Annotated in this window: 16 protein-coding genes; 3 read left to right on the top strand and 13 right to left on the bottom strand. The window is 72.1% G+C overall.

Going from position 1 to position 17476, the window contains the following annotated elements; genetic code table 11:
• Positions 1-26: 26 nt before the first annotated feature.
• Positions 27-998: a pirin family protein gene (locus tag AB0I71_RS16740; protein ID WP_357585457.1), complete on the bottom strand. Its 972-nt coding sequence runs from the start codon at positions 996-998 to the stop codon at positions 27-29.
• 67 nt (positions 999-1065) lie between these two features.
• A complete protein-coding gene (locus AB0I71_RS16735) occupies positions 1066-1995 on the bottom strand; it encodes a hypothetical protein (protein ID WP_357585455.1) in 930 nt (309 codons plus the stop codon).
• A 211-nt stretch (positions 1996-2206) separates the two neighbouring features.
• Here AB0I71_RS16735 and gdhA point away from each other — a divergent pair, with 211 nt between their 5' ends.
• The gene (gene gdhA, locus AB0I71_RS16730) at positions 2207-3544 is read left to right on the top strand and encodes an NADP-specific glutamate dehydrogenase (RefSeq protein ID WP_357585453.1); all 1338 of its coding nucleotides are present in this window, start codon (positions 2207-2209) and stop codon (positions 3542-3544) included.
• An 88-nt stretch (positions 3545-3632) separates the two neighbouring features.
• Here gdhA and AB0I71_RS16725 read toward each other — a convergent pair whose 3' ends face one another.
• From AB0I71_RS16725 to AB0I71_RS16715, 3 genes are all read right to left on the bottom strand, one after another.
• Entirely contained in the window at positions 3633-4265 is a 633-nt protein-coding gene (locus AB0I71_RS16725; protein ID WP_357585451.1) for a hypothetical protein, read from the bottom strand.
• 13 nt (positions 4266-4278) lie between these two features.
• Entirely contained in the window at positions 4279-6063 is a 1785-nt protein-coding gene (locus tag AB0I71_RS16720; RefSeq protein ID WP_357585449.1) for a DUF4012 domain-containing protein, read from the bottom strand.
• Between the two features lie 80 nt (positions 6064-6143).
• Positions 6144-7397, bottom strand: a complete 1254-nt coding sequence (locus AB0I71_RS16715) for a glycosyltransferase family 4 protein (RefSeq protein ID WP_357585447.1) — start codon at positions 7395-7397, stop codon at positions 6144-6146.
• A 162-nt stretch (positions 7398-7559) separates the two neighbouring features.
• Here AB0I71_RS16715 and AB0I71_RS16710 point away from each other — a divergent pair, with 162 nt between their 5' ends.
• Positions 7560-8114: a low molecular weight phosphatase family protein gene (locus AB0I71_RS16710; RefSeq protein WP_357585445.1), complete on the top strand. Its 555-nt coding sequence runs from the start codon at positions 7560-7562 to the stop codon at positions 8112-8114.
• Here AB0I71_RS16710 and AB0I71_RS16705 read toward each other — a convergent pair.
• On the bottom strand, positions 8095-9561 hold the full coding sequence (locus AB0I71_RS16705; protein WP_357585443.1) for a polysaccharide biosynthesis tyrosine autokinase: 1467 nt from the start codon (positions 9559-9561) through the stop codon (positions 8095-8097). The two genes, AB0I71_RS16710 and AB0I71_RS16705, sit on opposite strands and share 20 nt — an antisense overlap.
• A gap of 369 nt (positions 9562-9930) precedes the next feature.
• Here AB0I71_RS16705 and nhaA point away from each other — a divergent pair, with 369 nt between their 5' ends.
• Positions 9931-11265 carry a Na+/H+ antiporter NhaA gene (gene nhaA, locus AB0I71_RS16700; protein ID WP_357585441.1) on the top strand — a complete coding sequence of 445 codons (1335 nt, stop codon included), beginning with the start codon at positions 9931-9933 and terminating at the stop codon, positions 11263-11265.
• A gap of 15 nt (positions 11266-11280) precedes the next feature.
• On the opposite strand, the gene AB0I71_RS16695 is transcribed toward nhaA, so the two are convergent.
• The 7 genes from AB0I71_RS16695 to egtA form a co-directional block, all read right to left on the bottom strand.
• A complete protein-coding gene (locus AB0I71_RS16695; protein ID WP_357585439.1) occupies positions 11281-11571 on the bottom strand; it encodes a hypothetical protein in 291 nt (96 codons plus the stop codon).
• Positions 11568-11918: a DUF1622 domain-containing protein gene (locus AB0I71_RS16690; RefSeq protein WP_357585437.1), complete on the bottom strand. Its 351-nt coding sequence runs from the start codon at positions 11916-11918 to the stop codon at positions 11568-11570. Before AB0I71_RS16690 ends, AB0I71_RS16695 begins: the two co-directional genes overlap by 4 nt.
• A 108-nt stretch (positions 11919-12026) precedes the next feature.
• On the bottom strand, positions 12027-12614 hold the full coding sequence (locus AB0I71_RS16685; RefSeq protein ID WP_357585435.1) for a TMEM165/GDT1 family protein: 588 nt from the start codon (positions 12612-12614) through the stop codon (positions 12027-12029).
• Positions 12615-12879: 265 nt separating this feature from the next.
• Complete coding sequence (gene egtD, locus AB0I71_RS16680; RefSeq protein ID WP_357585433.1) at positions 12880-13845, bottom strand: L-histidine N(alpha)-methyltransferase; 966 nt, start codon at positions 13843-13845, stop codon at positions 12880-12882.
• Positions 13846-13919: 74 nt separating this feature from the next.
• Positions 13920-14666, bottom strand: a complete 747-nt coding sequence (gene egtC / locus AB0I71_RS16675) for an ergothioneine biosynthesis protein EgtC (protein WP_357585432.1) — start codon at positions 14664-14666, stop codon at positions 13920-13922.
• Positions 14667-14688: 22 nt separating this feature from the next.
• Positions 14689-16023, bottom strand: a complete 1335-nt coding sequence (gene egtB, locus AB0I71_RS16670) for an ergothioneine biosynthesis protein EgtB (protein ID WP_357585431.1) — start codon at positions 16021-16023, stop codon at positions 14689-14691.
• Positions 16020-17255: an ergothioneine biosynthesis glutamate--cysteine ligase EgtA gene (egtA, locus tag AB0I71_RS16665; RefSeq protein ID WP_357585430.1), complete on the bottom strand. Its 1236-nt coding sequence runs from the start codon at positions 17253-17255 to the stop codon at positions 16020-16022. The genes egtB and egtA overlap by 4 nt, the downstream gene beginning before the upstream one ends.
• Positions 17256-17476 lie beyond the last annotated feature (221 nt).

Genomic DNA, 17476 nt, shown 5'->3' with positions numbered 1-17476 from the left:
TTACCCACGCCCCGGACGAGTAGGCCCTAGTCGTGGAAGCCGCCGGACCGGTCCCGGGCCTTGAGCCGGACGGTGGGCAGGGCCGGTGCGGGCAGCGGCGGGTCCGGGTCGTCCGCGACGACCCCGAATCGCCGCCCGGCCATCCAGTCCTCCCGGGCAGCGACGATCTCCTCGTGGTCCCGGCCGACGAAGTTCCACCACATCACCAGCGGCTCCTCGAAGGGTGTGCCACCGAGCAGCATCAGCCGGCTGCCCGGCTCGCCACGTAGCCGCAGCAGGCTCCGCCCGGAACCGAGCCAGAGCAGCGCCCCGGGCGCCAGCGGCAGGCCGTCGACCTCGCCGGCGCCGTCGAGGGCCAGCAGCGCGTACTCGAAGTCGGGCCGTAGCGGCAGCGCGGCCGACGTCGCACCGGCCAGTTCGAGCTGCGCGCCGAGCAGCGGGGTGTGCACCCGGGCCGGTGAGCGTTCCCCGGCGAGTTCCCCCACCAGCAGGGTGACGGCCAGGTCTCCGTCGCGCCACCGGGGCAGCTCGGCATGGTGGGCGAAGTCGGCCGCGCCGGCACGGGCCTCGTCCGGCAGCGCCACCCACAGCTGCACCCCGTGCATCAGGGGCGGATGGTCCGCCGGTGAGCGTTCGGAGTGTGCGATGCCGTGACCTGAGGTCATCACGTTGAGTTGGCCGGGACGGATCGGCTGCTCGTTGCCGAGGCTGTCGCGGTGCAGGATCTCGCCGTCGAGCAGCCAGGTCACGGTCTGCAGGCCGGTGTGCGGGTGCGGCGGTACCTCCATGCCGGGTCGTTCGGCCACGTCGTCGGGTCCGAAGTGGTCGACGAAGCACCACGCGCCGACCAGTCGGCGGGTGCGCTGTGGCAGGAGCCGGCGCACCGTGGTGTAGCGACCCAGCGGCACGTCGTGGCCGGGCAGCAGGACACTGCCGGGGTCGGCAGTCGCCACACCGGGCGGACGGGTCTCGGCAGGCATCGCTTCGGCACGCTCCACGATCCGACTCTACGCCCGCCCCGGCCGCCCGCCCGGCCGTCGCGGGCGGGTGCCCGCGAGGGGTGGCTCAGCCGGCGCGTACGGTCACCACGTTCGCACCGGCCACCAGGTCCAGGAAGATCCGTCCGGCGGCCCGGTCCCAGCCCGGTGAGCCGAGCACCGTCCCCGGGGGCAGTCCGTCCTGGCGCTGGCCGTACAGATCGACGGCACCGGCACCGGAGACGGCCCGGACGCGCACCGGCACGCCGTCGGTGACCGTGACGTCGAACTGGTTGACTCCACCGGTCACCCGGACCACGAGCGGCCGGTCGAGGTTGGGCAGCCGGAGGTCGGTCCGGGTCGCTCCGCCCACCAGCTCCAGTCCGGACAACCGGGCGGTGCTCAGGTCCAACCGCCGCTCGGCGGCCCCGCCGGTGAGCCGCAGCTCCCAGGACACCCGGGCGTTGAGCAGCACCTCGACGCTGCCCGGCTGCTCGCCGGTCCGCTCCATCCGTAACGACAGCCGGTCCCCGGCGAGTTCGGGACGTGCCCGCGAGCCGGACTCGGCAGGGCTGATCACGCGGTACAGCTCCTCCCCCAGCTCCGTGACCCGCAGATCGACCCGGTCCAGCCCGTCGACCAGGTCGAAGGTGGCCCGCCGTCGGCCGTCCAACGGCGCGGTCCGCACCTCCTCGGGGCTCTCCTGTGCCGCCCGCGCGGCACCACCCAGGCCGCTGGCCCCGGCCGGCCCGGCGGTCGCGGTGGCCACCGGGTCCGGCCCGCCGGAGAAGACCCGGCCGAGCCGGTGCGGGTCGGAGAGGATCACCACGACCGCGACGGCCCCCAGGCCCAGCACCAGCACCGCGGCGGCGACCAGCAGCCGGGCCGCCGGCGACCAGGTCGGTCGGTCCGGTGGTGGTTCCCCGGTGCCGGGCGTCGCCGGTGACACCTCGACCTGCGACGCCAGGGCTGGCCCGGGGTGTGTTCGATCCTGTCCGTCCTGCACCGATCCGGCCATCGGTCTCCCCTTCCACGGTCCCCTACCGAGGGGTACGCGCCAGGAGGCGGGACGGATCAGTCACCGGGCGTCGAACCCGCTGCCTGAGCTGGCCGGCCAGCCGGCGGTGAACCGGACGGCGGTGACGAACCGTATCCGGGGGCGGTCGGCGCGCGGCGCCGCCGAGGTCCGGCAACGGCGCCGGGCCCGAACCGGAAGGGACGTGTCGGTGATGCCGGAGACGGTCGAGTCGGTGTTCGCCAGTGTGGTCGCCCGCAACCCGGGTGAGCCCGAGTTCCACCAGGCCGTACGAGAGGTGTTGGAGAGCATCGGGCCGGCGCTGGCCCGGCACCCGGAGTACGCGGAGGCCCGGATCATCGAGCGGATCTGCGAACCGGAACGGCAGGTCATCTTCCGGGTGCCCTGGGAGGACGACAGGGGTCGGATCCGGGTCAACCGGGGCTTCCGGGTCGAGTTCAACAGCGCCCTCGGCCCGTTCAAGGGTGGCCTGCGCTTTCATCCCTCGGTGTACCTGGGCATCGTCAAGTTCCTCGGCTTCGAGCAGATCTTCAAGAACGCGCTGACCGGGCTGCCGATCGGTGCCGGCAAGGGCGGCGCGGACTTCGATCCCAAGGGACGCTCGGACCGCGAGGTGATGCGCTTCTGCCAGAGCTTCATGACGGAGCTGCACCGGCACATCGGGGCGCAGACGGACGTGCCGGCCGGCGACATCGGGGTGGGCGGCCGGGAGATCGGCTACCTGTTCGGCCAGTACAAACGAATCACCAACCGGTACGAGTCGGGCGTCCTGACCGGCAAGGGTCTGGCGTACGGCGGCGCGCAGGCGCGCACCGAGGCCACCGGCTACGGCGCGGTGTTCTTCGCCGAGGAGATGCTCAGGCAGACCGGCGACGGTCTGGACGGCAAGCGGGTGGTGGTCTCCGGCTCCGGCAACGTGGCCATCCACTCGATCGAGAAGGTCCACCAGCTCGGCGGCACGGTGGTCGCCTGCTCCGACTCCACCGGCTACCTGCTCGATGAGAAGGGCATCGACCTCGACGTGTTGCGGGAGTTGAAGGAGCGGCGTCGCGGCCGGCTGGCCGACTACCTGCTCGACGTGCCGCACGCGGTGAGCGTCGCCGGCCGTACGCCCTGGGAGGTGCCCTGCGATCTGGCGCTGCCCTGCGCCACCCAGAACGAGATCGGCGGCGCGGAGGCCGCCCAGCTGGTCGCCGGCGGCTGCGCAGTGGTGGTGGAGGGGGCGAACATGCCGACCACGCCCGAGGCGGTGCGCATCCTCGGTCGAGCCGGCGTGCGGTTCGCTCCCGGCAAGGCGGCGAACGCCGGCGGGGTGGCGGTGAGTGCCCTGGAGATGCAGCAGAACGCCAGTCGGGAGTCGTGGACCTTCGCGGAGTCGGAGCAGCGGCTGCGGGAGACGATCCGGGACATCCACGCCCGCTGCTGGGCGACGGCGGAGGAGTACGGCCTACCGGGCGACTACGTGGCCGGCGCGAACATCAACGGGTTCCGCCGGGTCGCCGAGGCGATGCTGGCGCACGGCCTGGTGTAGCGGCTGGACAGACAGGTACCGGTGCCCGTCGGAGGGAACGGCGGGCACCGGTACCTTACGTTCTCCGGGCCCTGCCCGGACTGATGGATCAGTTCGCGCCACCCGCTCCGAAGCGGTTGCGCCGCCGCCAGGCCAGCGTGCCGAGCAGCAGGACGGCACCGGCGGCGACGAGCCCGCCGCCGACCTTCATCGGCGTGTCCAGGCTGCTGCCGGTGACCGGCAGGTGCGGCTTCTTCTTGTGCAGCACCCGCAGCTGGGTCGAGGCGGTACGCCCGGACTCCCGGCCGGTGCCGGTGAAGGTGAGCAGGCCGGTCACGGACGGCGTGTAGCGCCGGGTGAAGACCCCTTCGGAGTTGGTCCGGGCGGTGAAGCTCAACGGCGCGCTGGCCTGGAAGGCAACCGGCGCCATCGCCACGGTGCTGCCGTCGCTGCGCCGTGCCGTGCCGGCGGCCGGTGCGGCCAGCGGCGCCACCGAGACGACAATGTCGACCGTCTCGTTCGGCCCGTAGTTGCGGCCGGTCAGGATCACCGTCTCACCGAGGAAGATGGTGGGTCGGTTCACCGTCAGCGACGCCAGCACCGGCGGATACGGCGGTGGCTGGGGCGGATCGGTGACTGTTGGCGACGGCTGCGGCTGCGGTTGCGCCGCCCCCGCCGCAGCCGGCACGGCCACCACGGCCAGACCGACCGTGAGCGCCATGATGATGCGGGATAGCCGCATGGTTCGTTCCCTCCTACTGAGAACAGCTTGGTGCGGTAACAACTTGGGTGGTCCATGGGGTGGCGGTGGGAGTCAGCCACAGCTCGGCCGCTCCGCTCTCCGTCTTCCCGGTCAGCAGCGAGATCTCCAACGTTCGGGTCCCGCCCGGTCCGATCTCGACGTTGACGGTGGCGACCTGCCGCCGCCGTTCGGTGCCGTTGCCCACCGAGGTCTCGGCACCGTCGAGGCGGGTGTCGAGCACCGCCCCGCCGGCCGGGCCGTACACCGACACGAGGGTCCGGACGGTGTAGGGGTCCCCGGCCCGACCGAGGCCGAGAACCGACTCGCTGAGCCCCGAGGCCGGTGCGGTGGACCGGAGCGTCACCCGCAGGTTCAGCTCGCGGCGGCCGTCGGCGTGGCAGTCGCCGACCGTCAGGTCAGCGGTCTGCCGGAGGTAGTAGCCGAGCTTCGCGCCGCTGCCGTCGTTGAGGAACACGCCGACCGTCGGCACGGTGTCCTGTTCCGGAAGCGTCCCGGCCATTCGGCTGTCGCCGAATGTCCGCTGTTCCTCCGGTCGGGCACTCCAGAACAGTATCCGACGTTCTTGTATAGAGCGGTCGAATGCGGACAACAACCCATTCGGGTGGACGTTCCTCGCGAACAGGGTGTCGAAGATCGTGGCCGCCGCGTCCGCGAAGAAGGCGTCCTGCTTGCTCGGATCCATCCGCTGGTAGGTGTCGCTGAGCAGGGTCCGGACCGCGTTCTCGGCGCTCAACGCCACCCCGCCCGGCACCCGCACCGGCCCGGTGGCCTTCAGCAGGTAGGACAGCACCACCGGATCGACGGCGAGAACGCCGTCGACGGTCACCCCGCTGTGTCGGCGGTACATCTCCCGGTACAGAGCGGCGGCTGTCGGAAAATGCGGACTGAGGTTGACGTCCGCCGGATAGATGCCGGGCAGCTCTCCCCAGAGGGCCCGCCACTCCACCGGGATCTTCAGCGGCTCGACGAAATGGCCGAGACTTGCGCTGCTGCCCTGGGCGCCCATCTTCACCCGGCCCTTGTTCGCCTCGATGACGGCGTATGCGCCGAACATGCCGCCGGTAGCCCGCAGTTCCGCGGGGTTCTGGGACACCAGCAGGTACCTTCGCGCCCCGTCGACGCCGAGCAGCGGCGGCAGCAGGCGGCTGGCCCGGTCCGCCGCCGAGGTCATCGCGGCCAGCCGGTCGATCTCGCCAAGCAGGTCCACCAGGGCGCGCCGGACCTGTCCGACCAGCCGGTCACCCGAGACTCCGGCCAACTCCGTGCGGGTCCGCTGCACCGTGGCGTGCACCGCGACCAGATCGTCGGTGACGGCACGCAGGCCGGTCAGGTCCAGCCGGCCCTCCTGGGGCACCAGGCCGCCCAGGTCGACGCGGAGCAGCGCCGGGAACGCCTGGCGGGCCAGGTCGTCGATGGCGATGGCGATCTGTCGGACCGCGGTGAGGTTCGCGCCGGCGACCGGGGTCTGCCGACCGAGCCACCAGCCGGGGTCGCCGGTGGCCCGCCGCGCCGCGCCGGACTGCTCCTGCAACGCGGCGAGGGTCCGCTGGGCGCGTGCGGTGTCGCCACCGACCAGATGGGCGCTCAGCTCACCGGCCAGGCCCGCGGCGTTGACCAGGTGGGCGCGGGCCTGCCAGCCCCGGAAGCCGACCCAGCCGGCGAGGCCCAGCAGCAACGAGCCGACCACAAGTGTGGTCAGCAGGATGCGACGCAGTCGGGCGCGCCGACGGCGGCGGGACCGACTGCGTCGACGCCGAGGGCTCTCGCTCTCCGTCACATCACACCCCTTCCGAAAACGGACAGAAGACCACATTGTTCTTAACACCTAACGGTCAGAATGGTGTGGTAATAACGGGATCAGACGTTATGAGAGGTTCGCTCGCTATTCGCGTTACGCCTGGTTCCCTCGGCTGCGGCCTCCCGCAGTAGTTCCTCGATCCGGTCAACGCCCGACGGCAGCGACATGTCCCGCAGATACGCTTCCCGACCACGCCGACCCATCTCGGCCCGCGCCGGGGCCGGAATCTGCGCCGCCAGCCAGAACCGGTCCGCCAGGCTGGCCCAGTCCTCCGGCGGGCAGGACAGCCCCGCCCGGGCCCGTTCCACAAGGGTCGCGGTGTCCCCACCGGCCGAGGCGACCACCGGCGCGCCGCAGGACAGGGCCGCCTGGAGCTTGTCCGGCACGCTGCTACGCAACTCCGGCAGATCGCGCACCATCACGAGCTGATAGTCGGCGGCGGCGTACAGCTCGGGCATGTCCAGCGGGGAGCGCCGGTCCACGAACCGGACGTTGTCGGCCCGCAGCTCGGCGGCGAGCCCCCGCACCCGCCGCTCCTCGGAGCCCGATCCCACCAGGACCAGGTCCACGGTCTCGCCCAGAGCCGCCGCCGCCCGTACCGCGGTGTCCAGCCCCTGGCGTGCCCCGATGGTGCCGGCGTGCATCAGGACGCACCGCTGGTCTCGGCGGACCAGCCGCCGCGCGGCCGGGCTGGCCGAGGCCGGGCGGAAGATCCGCTCATCGGTCCAGTTGAGCACCACCCGGAGCCGGGCCTTGTCGATCCCGTCGACGGCGAGCGTGTCCCGCAGGGAGGGCGTGGTCACCGCGACCCTGCTGGCGGCCCGGTAGGTCCGCAGTGTGGCCGCCCGGACCCGCACCGCCCACCGGCTGTCGTCGACCGAGTCGGGGACCTGTTCGGCCCAGACGTCCGGCACGTGCAGCACCAGCGGCACCGGACCGAGCAGGCGCAGCAGGGCCGCCGAGGCGAACGCGGCAGCCGGCGGCTGATGCACGTACAGCACGTCCACCCCGGCCAGGAACCGGCGACCGACAAGCGCCGCGCTGCCGGCGAAGGAGAGCCAGGAGGCCATCCGGCCGCGCACGGTGGCGTCGCCGGTGCTGTACCGGGGCACCCGCCGCACGGTGAGTCCCCGGCTACGGGTCTCGTGGTGCCAGCGCTGCCGCCAGCCCGGGTAGACGTGCCCGCCCGGATAGTCGGGAAAGCCGGTGAGCACCCGCACCTCGTGCCCCCGCGCGGCCAGCTCCTCGGCGAGACTGCCGGGGATGAACGCCGGCTCCGGCGGAAAGTGGTACGTCAGGATCCCGATTCGCACCGGGACACCCCCGTCCCCGACCACCGGTTCGGCGCGCCGCCCGGCACCGGGGCCACGACGACTGCGTACGATCTCCACATCCCCTCACGGGACGGACGCCGCCGGCGACCGCCCCTCGTCGCGGTGCCGCCGCCCGCGACCGCGTCGTCCAGGGGGTTCCACATGCTCAGCGGGTTGCTGTTCGTCTGCCACGCCAACCTGTGCCGGTCACCGATGGCCGAGTACACCGCGCGCCGCCTGCTCGCCGGGCGCTCGGTGACGGTGGCCAGCGCCGGCACCGACGCCGTCGAGGGCCTGGCCATGCATCCGTACGCGGCGGCGATCGCCGCCGAGACCGGCGACGACCCCACGTCGTTCCGCAGCCGGCTGCTGCTGCCGCAACACCTCACCGACGCGGTGCTGGTGCTGACCGCCACCCGGCGCCAACGCTCGATCTGCACTGCGCTGGCACCGGCGGCGCTGCACCGGACGTTCACGCTGCGCCAGTTCGGCCGGCTCGCCGCGGCGGCCGAACCGCCGCTGGACGAGCAGGACGATCCGGTACGGGCCGCGGTGGCCGCCGCCGCCCTGGCCCGGGGGCGGTTGCAGCCCGCCCCCGGGGACGCCGACGACCTGCGTGACCCGGTCGGGGGCACACCAGAGGACTTCCGACGCTGCGCGGAGGAGATCGACCGGGCGCTGCGCCCTCTGGCGACGCTCATCGGGACAGCCGGGTGAGTTCCTGGGTGTGGTCGCTCACCTCGCCGGCGCGGGCCCGTTCGGCGTGCCGGCCGGCCCTGCTGAGGTCCGTCGGCACCGACTGGGCACCCGTGGCGGCGGCCACCACCCGGTAGGCCTCGTACTGGTACGCCTCGGCCTTGGGCACCCGGGCCATGTTCAGCACGCAGCCGAGCAGCCGCACCGACACCGAGTGCAGTGCCCGGGCCGCCGCGGCCACCTGGGCCCGCGAGGTACGTCCCTGCTGGGTGACCAGCAGGGCGCCGTCGGCCTGCACGGCGACCACCACGCCGTCGGTGACCGCGAGCAACGGCGCGGTGTCGATGATCACGATGTCCGCGGACTCGCGAAGGGCCAGCAGCAGGTCCGACATCGCCTTCGAACCCAGCAGTTCGCTCGGGTTGGGCGGGGCCGAGCCGCTGGGCAGCACGAGCAGCGACTTGTCTCCCCAGCGCTGGACCACGTCGCCCACCTGCACGTCGCCGACGAGCACGTCGGTCAACCCGACCCCGGGGTCGATGCCCAGGTAGTCGCCGACCTTCGGTCGGCGCAGGTCGGCGTCGACAAGTAGTACCCGCCAACCCGCCTCGGCCAGGGCGATCGCCAGGTTGCACGACAGCGTGGTCTTGCCCTCGCCCTGCAGGGCGCTGGTCACCGCGATCACCCGGGCCGGCTCGTGCACGTCGACGAAGCGCAGGTTGGTCCGGAGTTTGCGGACGGCTTCGGCCCGCGCCGACGTGGCGGCGTCACCGACGATCAGTGGGGCCGAGCGTGCGCTGGCGTCGACCGGGATCTCACCGAGCAGCGGGCTGCCGGTCACCCGCTGCAGACCGGCCGCGTCGCGCAACCGCACGTCGGCCATGCCGCGCAGGATCGCCAGACCGACGCCGGCCAGCAGGCCGAGCAGGGCGCCGATCACGGTGTTGCGGACCGGCTGCGGCGACACCGGCGTCGGGGTCACCCGCGGCCCGCTCACCACCTCGATCTTGATGGGTCCGGGGCTGCCGTCCGGCCGCGTCTCGACCTTCTGCACCAGCTCGACGAACTTCGCCGAGAGCGCCTCGGTCACCCGCAGCGCCCGGGTCTGGTCGGTGTCGGTGACCGTTGCCCGCAGCAGCACGGTGCCGGTCTCGGTCGAGGTGCTGACCCGACGCTGGATCTCCTCGGCGGTCAGCCCGAGTTGGCTGTCGGCCACCGCGGACTGGGCCAGCCGGTCACTTGTCAGCAGCTCCGCATAGGACTTCACCCGTTGTTGCAGGAAGAGCCCGCCCTGGTAGGCGTCGGTGACCCCCTGGCTCGGCGTGGTGACGAAGAAGGTGACCGAAGCGACGTAACGAGGCTGGGCCCGCACGGTGACCAGCGCGGTCACGCCCAGCGCCACCATGAGGGTGACCAGGACGATCCACCAGTGCCGGCGCACCAGGCGTAGTTGGCGGTACAGGTCCATCAGGCGGGCCTCCGTACCGGGCCGGTAACGCCAAAGAACTTCACGAAAACCCCCAAGGTCGACTCAATCTCGTGAAACCATTAAAGCGGCTCATGCGGCTTATGTCCGGAGTTAGGTATTTTCCCAATGGCGGATCGTGCCCGCAGTGACCAACCGGACCGACGGTCCGTCGGAATCGCTCCGGCCCGGAAAAAATGCGATGTCTTCGTCGAGCGCTCCGGGTGACTCGTCGCCCTCCTGTGGGAAGAGTCGCGTTCGCCCCGCTCGCGACGGCCCTCGGCACTGGATAGGGTCTTGCACGGGTGTGCCGGGAAGCCTGGTCGGCGATGGTGCCGTGCTGCCCTCCGACCGACGAGATGGACCTCACGTATGACCGACCAGAACCCGCGCCCTGAGCGCCGCGGCGTGCGCCGCCTCTTCGCACGTACCTCCTGGCCGGAGGCCCGTTTCCTGGCCGACGTGCTTCGCACGGAGACCGTCGGCGGTGCCCTGCTGCTCTTCGGCGCCGTGATCGCGCTGGTCTGGGCGAACTCGCCCTGGGGTGACTCCTACGCCGAGTTGGGGCGGTGGGTGCCCTGGTCGGGCGGCGCGGCGTGGCACCTCGACCTCGACCTCGCCCACTGGGCCGCCGATGGACTGTTGGCCATCTTCTTCTTCGTGGTCGGCCTGGAGCTGAAGCGCGAGTTCGTCGCCGGTGAATTGCGCGATCCACGGCGGGCGGCGCTACCGGTGGTGGCGGCCGTCGGCGGAATGGTCATACCGGCGCTGATCTTTGTGGGCGTGAACGTCGCCGGTGGAGGCGACGGACTGCGCGGTTGGGCGATCCCGACCGCGACCGACATCGCCTTCGCGCTGGCCGTGCTGGCCGTGATCGGGGCCTACCTGCCCCAGGGGCTGCGGGCCTTCCTGCTCACTCTGGCCGTGGTCGACGACCTGCTGGCCATCACCATCATCGCGATCTTCTACACCGACGACTTCAACCTGCTGCCGCTGCTCGGCGCTCTGGTCCCCATCGCCCTGTTCGGGCTGCTGGTGCAGCGTCGTCGCACCTGGTGGTGGGCGCTCATCCCGCTCGCGGCGGTCGCCTGGACGCTTGTGCACTCCTCCGGGGTGCACGCCACCGTGGCCGGCGTGCTGCTGGGCTTCACCGTACCGGTGCTCGCCGGCAAGGGGGGCGGCGACGGCCGTCGCCCGATGCCCGGCCTCGCCGAGCACCTGGAGCGTGTGTGGCGGCCGATCTCGGCCGGCTTCGCGGTGCCGGTCTTCGCGTTCTTCGCCGCCGGTGTCTCGCTGCGCGGCGCCGACCTGGGCGCGGTGGTGACCGACCCGATCGTCCTCGGTGTCGTGCTCGGTCTGGTCGTCGGCAAGTGTGTCGGCATCGTCGGCTCGACCTGGTTGCTGGCCCGGTTCACCCGCGCCAGCCTGGACGAGGACATCACCTGGTCCGACCTGCTCGGTGTGTCGTTCCTGGCCGGTATCGGCTTCACCGTGTCGCTGCTCATCGGCGAACTGGCCTTCGGCTCCGACGCCATCGAAGGCGACAACGTCAAGGCGGCGGTGCTCGCCGGCTCGCTGATCTCGGCACTGCTGGCCACCGTGGTGCTACGGCAGCGCAACAAGGTCTACCGGGCGATCGCCCTCAAGGAGCAGGTCGACCTCAACCAGGATGGCGTGCCGGACGTCTACCAGAAGCCCGGCGGCTGACCACCGTCCCCCTGCTCAACCCCCGGACGCCCGGCCGACCCGCTCGGCCGGGCGTCCGGCATCTCCCGATCGTCGCCTGAAATCCGCGATCAACGTGCCACGTACCAGCAGGCGCAGCGCCACGATCGCCACCAGGACCGCGATCTCCATCCAGGACTGCCCCCCGGTCAGCCGCAGCAGACCGGCAGCGAGCAGCATGTCGAGCAGCACCCCCAGGGCCGTCGTGCGGGAGCCGGTGCTGAGCAGCGCCACCGCCGCGGCGAGCACACCGAGGCCCGTGATGACGGCGGACACGAGCATCCTCATCGAGCGTCCACCTGCTGCTGCTCGTGCTCGATCTCACGACCCAGCACGTAGTTCAGCACCGTCCGGATGGCGGCGATGGCGGCCAACTGACCGATCTGCGCGAAGGTCGGCGACAGCGCGGTGCGCAGGATGTCCGCCGCCAGCTGGAACTCCAGGCCCAGGGTGAGGAAGCGCCCCAGGGACAACCGGATCTGGGTGAACACCGCGGCGTCGCGGTGGCGCAGCCCGTCGACCACGAATCGCAGCGCGGCCAGGGCCGCACCGACGACTATGACGAACGCGCCGACGAGCTCCACCGCGGTCACCAGCAGCTGGTGGCCCCGTTGGAGGATCACCTCGACGTCCACCCCGGCGCCTTACCCGGCCTGCATCCGGGTAGTCGGCGCCGGGGACCTGGCGACGACGTCGAGGTGTACAGCACAGGCGTCAGGGCGCTGGTGCGGGTGCCGGGCCGCTCAGCGCAACTGGGTCACCGCGTCGACGATCAGCCACACACCGCTGATCGCGAAGAGCGTGGCGGCGCCGTACCTGATGGTTCGTTCCGGCAGTTTCCGGCCGAGCAGCCGGCCGGCGACGATGGCCAACGCGTCCGCCGCGACCATGCCGACCGTCGAGCCGATCCAGGTGCCGAACCAGCCGTACTGGGTGGCCAACGTGATGGTCGCGAGCATCGTCTTGTCGCCCAGTTCGGCGAGGAAGAACGCGACACCGACGGTGATCACGGCCGATCTGCCGCCCCGGGCGGCCCGTCGCTCATCGTCCTCGGTGAGCCGATCACCCCGCAGCGTCCAGGCACCGAAGCCGAGAAAGGCCAGACCCGCCAGCAGCGAGATCCAGGCGGTCGGCAGGGCCGCGCCGAGGCCGTGACCGATCGCCACCGAGGCGAGGTGCACCACGGCGGTGGCGACGGTGATGCCGATCAGCACCGGCATCGTGCGGTACCTGGTGGCGAAGGCCAGGGCCATGAGCTGGGACTTGTCTCCCAGCTCGGCGACGAAAATGACGCCGAAGCTGACCACCAGCGCGGCGAGGAACCCGTCCATGATGTCCTTCCCGGATCACGCCGGGAGGAGGTGTGGGGACGCCCTCGACCCGGCTGTAACAGCCTGGTCGAAGGTCTCGCCCGCCTCGTCGGAACGAGGCCGGGTGGCCGGATGCGTGACGCACCAGTATGTCGACCACGACGTTATGGGCTACTCCCCTTCGCTGCGCCAAGCCTAGCCGATCGTCCGCCGACGGATCCCCGGGGTCCGGTGTGGCAGCACCGGAGCACGCTGCGACCTGGTCGGCTCGGACGGGGTGCCTCGCTCACTCGGCGCGGGCGAGGGTCACCCCGAACAGGCCGTCCGGGTCGGTCCAGAACCGTTCGGTACGGAAACCCGCGGCGGCCAGCTCACCCCCGATCCGCTCCGGGCGGAACTTCGCCGACACCTCGGTACGCAGGTCCTCACCGGCGGCGAAGTAGACGTCCAGGTCGAGCACCTTCACCCGCATGGACCGCTCCGCCCGCAACCGCATCTCGATCCACTCCTGCTCCGGGTTCCAGAGCGCGACATGGGCGAACGCCGCCGGGTCGAAGTCGGCGTCGAGTTCCCGGTTGAGCACCCGCAACACGTTGCGGTTGAACTCCGCGGTGACTCCTGCCGCGTCGTCGTACGCGGGCACGATCACCGCCGGATCCTTCACCAGGTCGGTACCGACCAACAGCCAGTCGCCCGCCTCCAGCGCGGCCCGCATCCCGGCGACGAACTCCGCCCGTTCGACAGGCAGCAGGTTGCCGATCGTGCCGCCGAGGAAGATGACCAGCCGCCGCCCGCCGGCCGGCAGGTGATCCAGGTGGCGGGTGAAGTCCCCGACGATGCCGCGTACCCGCAGCCCCGGGTAGTCGGCGGCGAGGGCGGCGGTGGACCCGGCCAGGGCGCTCACCGACACGTCCAACGGCACGAACGTGCCGAGTCCCCCGCGCTGGGTGAAGGCGTCCAGTAGCAGGCGGGTCTTCGCCGAGGACCCGGAACCCAGCTCGATGAGAGTCTTCGCGCCGGTCAGCTCGGCGATCTCCGCCGCCCGCTCGGCCAGGACGGCGCGCTCGGTCCGGGTCGGGTAGTACTCCGGCAGACGGGTGATCTCGTCGAACAGCTCGCTGCCCCGGGAGTCGTAGAACCACTTCGGCGGCAGCCACTTCGCCGGGGCGGTCAGCCCGACGCGTACGTCCCTTCGCAGGCTGCGGCTGATGTCCTGATCGTCGAGGTGGATCTCGAGCGGTTCAGCGCCCATCTGTGTCCCCTTCCGTCGTGTCTGACAGGTGTGTGCGGACCCACGCGTTCCCGGCGGTGAGCACTCGGCACGCCTCACCACGCCGCCAGTGCCTGCTGGCGCAGATCGGTAGCCGTGGCCTGGACGAGCTGCCCGTCGGGCACCGCACGCCAGCCCGGTCCGTCGTCGTGCGGTTCGGATACCAGCAGCACCGACGCGGACGTGGCACGCAGCGACAGGGCGTGCCCGGCCGCGCTGGCGACCACCGTGTGCCCGTCGGTGAGCAGCAGGTTGAGCCGAGACCCGGGTGCCGCCGTAGCGACCGAGGTCACCGTCTCGGCGACCGCCCGGGCCGGCCCGACACCGGCGCGCAACCGGTCGCGGACCAGCGCCCACAGCAGTGCCGAGTCGGTCGTCGCGTCGAGGGTGAGCAGGTCCCGTACGGGTAGCTCGGCGGCGAGCGGGACCATCGAGTCGGGCCAGCCCCGCACCACGCCGTTGTGGCTGAACAGCCACCGCCCGTCGGCGAAGGGCGCGGCGGCGGTGTCGACGATCGCCATGCCGACCGTGGCCGAGCGGACGGCGGCCAGCACCGCGCCGGCCGAGGTGACTGCCGCCAGCTCGGCGATGGTCGGGTCGCTCCAGATCGGCTGCGCCCGGCGGTACCGCACCGGCGTCTCGCCGTCCGGGTACCACCCGACGCCGAAGCCGTCGGCGTTTATGGTCCCGCCGCCGCGCATGTCGCGCGGTGCCCAGGACTGGCGTAGCAGTGAGTGCGGCGGATCGAACAGCAGCTCACGCAGGGTCAGCGGTGGCCCCAGGTAGGCCAGGTGTCGGCACATCAGACGACCGGCTCCCCGAACCTCACCGGTGCGCCTCGTCGGGACGGGCGTCACGGGCGCAGCGGAAGCCGCTGAAGATCTGCCGACGGATCGGATAGTCCCAGTTGCGGAACGTGCCGCGGCAGGCCGCCTGGTCGGTGCCGAACGAACCACCCCGCAGCACCTGGTAGTCGTCGCCGAAGAAGACCTCGGAGTATTCCCGGTAGGGGAAAGCGGCGAAGCCCGGATAACCCCGGAAGGGGGTCGCGGTCCACTCCCACACGTCGCCGATGAGTTGATGCACCCCGAGCGGCGAGACGCCCGCCGGGTAGGCGCCCACCGGTGCCGGCGACAGGTGCCGTTGGCCCAGGTTGGCGTGCGCCGAGGTGGGGTCGCCGTCGCCCCACGGGTAGCGCCGGGACCGGCCGGTCGCCGGGTCCCACCGGGCGGCCTTCTCCCATTCCGCCTCGGTGGGTAGCCGCTTGCCCGCCCAACTGGCGTACGCCTGCGCCTCGTGGAAGCAGACGTGCACCACCGGCTCGTCGTCGCGGACCCGGGCCAGGCTGCCGAACCGCAGGTAGGCCCAGCCGTCTCCGTCCCGCCGCCAGTGCATCGGCGCGCTGAGCCCGGCCCGCTGGCGGTGCTGCCAGCCGGCCTCGGTCCACCAGCGGGGATCGTCGTATCCCCCGTCGGCGATGAACGCGCGGTACGCGCCGTTCGTCACCGGCGCCGCGTCGATGACGTACGCGGGCAGATCCATCCGATGTGCCGGACGCTCGTTGTCCAGCGCCCACGGGTCGGTGTCGGTGCCCATCACGAACGGGCCGGCGGGCACCAGCACCTCAGCCGGCACCCGCACGGTCGGTTCGGGTGGCGGCGGCGCGTGCAGCGCGGCGGGGCCGGAACGCAACTGGTGGGTGGCGAGCATCGTCTCGTCGTGCTGCTGCTCGTGCTGCACGATCATCCCGAAGGCGAAGCCGTCGGCGACCAGCCGGCCGCTGTCGAAGGTGACCCGGTCCAGCAGGTCGTACACCTTCTCCCGGACCGTGGCCAGGTACGCGCGGGCCTCCGGCGGCGGTAGCAGCGGCAGCGACGGTCGGTCCCGACGCGGCTGCTTGAACGCGTCGTACAGGTCGTCGATGTCGCACCGGACCGGTTCCCGCCCGCCGACGTCGCGGACCAGCCAGAGCTCCTCCTGGTTGCCCACGTGCGCCAGGTCCCACACCAGCGGGGACATCAACGGTGAGTGCTGGCGGATCAGGTCGGCGTCGTCCACCGCCTCGGTCAGCAGGGCGGTGCGGGCCCGGGTACGCGCCAGTTCCGCCGCGATCCGGCCGCGCAACGCCTCGGCGTCGCGGTCGATGCTGGTGTCGGTCACCGCTGGCTCCTCTCCGCGGCGGCACGCCGCCGTCGCAATCCTTTGTCGATCTCCCGGTGCAGACCCGGCGGCAGGTCCAGCCGCGGCAGCGCGCTCCGGGCCAGGTCGAACAGGTCTGCGGCGGCCCGGGCCACTGTCACGTCACGCAGGCCGTGCCGGGCGGCACGGTGCCAGGCGTCGGCGGCGGGCGCGGTCACGTCCATCGCCGCGGCGGTCGTGTCGGGGCCGCTGAGCAGCGCGCTGAGCACCGCCACCGGCAGGATCCACCCCCGCCCGGGTTGCGCGTCGAGATAGCGGATCTCCAGATAGCCGCGTGGTCGTACCGGCGGGAACAGGGTGCTGACGTGGTATTCCAGGTCGTCGACGCGGGGCGGTCGGTGCAACGCCCCGTCGATCCAGTCGGCGAACGTCACGTCCGGCGGTGCCGTCCAGTCCGGACCCTCCGCACGGACGCAGAGCAACGGCGCGGCCAGCACGTACGCCGTCCAGGCGGTGACCGGATCCCGGTCGGCCCGGGCGGGCGTCCAGACCGGGGCGGTGCGGGCGGGATCGATGCGCCACCACGCACCCATCCGGGCGGACGCCCAGCCGGTGTCGCGGCCGGCGTGCCGGCCGGCGGTGGCGAAGGCGGCGAGCAGGGGCGGCCCGACCGCGTGTACCAGGTGCCAACGGGCCGCGAGCTGCTGCGGTTGCCCCGCGTCGAGGCAGATCTGCAGGCCGGCCGTGCTGTACATCATCGTCTGCCCGTCCGGCCCGCGACGGTCGAAGACCTGGCGCATCGCGCGGTAGCGGGGCGTGTCGATCACGGGCTGGGGGTGCCGGTACGGATCGATGCCGGCCCGGCCGAGAGTCAGCCCGGCGGCGCCCAGCAGTCTGGTGACCTGCTCCACGTCAGACTGGGTGGCCTCGATCAGCGCGGCCACGCCGGCTCGCGGTGGGGTGGAGATCTCCAGTTGCCCACCGGGCTCGACGGTCATCGCGCTGCCCCGTAGCAGGCGCAGGGAGGGGCTGGTCGGGTCCAGCGTGGTGGGGCCGTACGGCCCCAGTGCCGCGCGCAGCCGCGCGGCGTCGACGGGACGGACCGGATCGACGGCGTCGTGGACCGTCCATTCCAGCTCGACCCCGGTCAGCGTGGGTGGGCCGGTCTTGAAGCAGATCCGGGCGAGGTGCCGGGCGGCGGCAGCGCGGTCCCGCAGCACCGGGACCTGGTCCACCTCCGGTGACATCACCATGCGTGGCTCCTTCCCGATCGGATCCGCCGCCACGGTAGCCCAACCCGGTGACATCGAATCCTTGTGAACCTGAATCGCAGGGTGCGGGCGCACCATCTCCAACGGCCCGGCAGGTCGTCCGCGGCGGCGGGTTGACGAGGGGCTTCACCCCGATGTCGGCACGGACGGCTCCGCCACCATCTGTGTAGCAGGGGCCTACCGCACGTCGAACGGATTTCACG

Source organism: Micromonospora sp. NPDC049891 (genome assembly GCF_040660295.1).
Lineage (GTDB): Bacteria > Actinomycetota > Actinomycetes > Mycobacteriales > Micromonosporaceae > Micromonospora.
This window is presented reverse-complemented; position numbering and strand designations above follow the sequence as displayed.

What these genes read in the sequence shown, in the direction of transcription:
- AB0I71_RS16735 (WP_357585455.1), bottom strand. Translation starts at nt 1,995, where the DNA reads ATGGCCGGATCGGTGCAGGACGGACAGGATCGAACACACCCCGGGCCA.
- gdhA (WP_357585453.1), top strand. Translation starts at nt 2,207, where the DNA reads ATGCCGGAGACGGTCGAGTCGGTGTTCGCCAGTGTGGTCGCCCGCAAC.
- AB0I71_RS16725 (WP_357585451.1), bottom strand. Translation starts at nt 4,265, where the DNA reads ATGCGGCTATCCCGCATCATCATGGCGCTCACGGTCGGTCTGGCCGTG.
- AB0I71_RS16710 (WP_357585445.1), top strand. Translation starts at nt 7,560, where the DNA reads ATGCTCAGCGGGTTGCTGTTCGTCTGCCACGCCAACCTGTGCCGGTCA.
- AB0I71_RS16705 (WP_357585443.1), bottom strand. Translation starts at nt 9,561, where the DNA reads ATGGACCTGTACCGCCAACTACGCCTGGTGCGCCGGCACTGGTGGATC.
- nhaA (WP_357585441.1), top strand. Translation starts at nt 9,931, where the DNA reads ATGACCGACCAGAACCCGCGCCCTGAGCGCCGCGGCGTGCGCCGCCTC.
- AB0I71_RS16695 (WP_357585439.1), bottom strand. Translation starts at nt 11,571, where the DNA reads ATGAGGATGCTCGTGTCCGCCGTCATCACGGGCCTCGGTGTGCTCGCC.
- AB0I71_RS16685 (WP_357585435.1), bottom strand. Translation starts at nt 12,614, where the DNA reads ATGGACGGGTTCCTCGCCGCGCTGGTGGTCAGCTTCGGCGTCATTTTC.
- egtD (WP_357585433.1), bottom strand. Translation starts at nt 13,845, where the DNA reads ATGGGCGCTGAACCGCTCGAGATCCACCTCGACGATCAGGACATCAGC.
- egtC (WP_357585432.1), bottom strand. Translation starts at nt 14,666, where the DNA reads ATGTGCCGACACCTGGCCTACCTGGGGCCACCGCTGACCCTGCGTGAG.
- egtA (WP_357585430.1), bottom strand. Translation starts at nt 17,255, where the DNA reads ATGGTGATGTCACCGGAGGTGGACCAGGTCCCGGTGCTGCGGGACCGC.